We start from the raw sequence: 227 nt of genomic DNA on the forward strand, positions 1-227 counted from the left end.
ACCCCGGGCCAGGCCGGTGACGCACCCGCATTCGAGAAGGTCATGGCCCGGATCCGGGTGTCCCGGCCGGTCGGCAGACCGCGGACGGCACCGGTCTCGCCTCCTGGCGGACAAGGCGTATTCCTCTGGGGCGATCCGCGGCCATCTGCGGCGGCGCGGGATCCGGGCGGTGATCCCGCAGCCTGCCGACCAGGCCGCGAACCGCAAACGGCTCGGCAGCCGAGGCG

Annotated in this window: 1 pseudogene; it reads left to right on the forward strand. The window is 74.4% G+C overall.

The features are described from left to right. Positions 1-227: pseudogene (locus tag ADK86_RS41020) on the forward strand (transposase); the annotation flags it as partial.

This window comes from Streptomyces sp. NRRL F-5755 (assembly GCF_001279365.1).
GTDB lineage: Bacteria > Actinomycetota > Actinomycetes > Streptomycetales > Streptomycetaceae > Streptomyces > Streptomyces rimosus.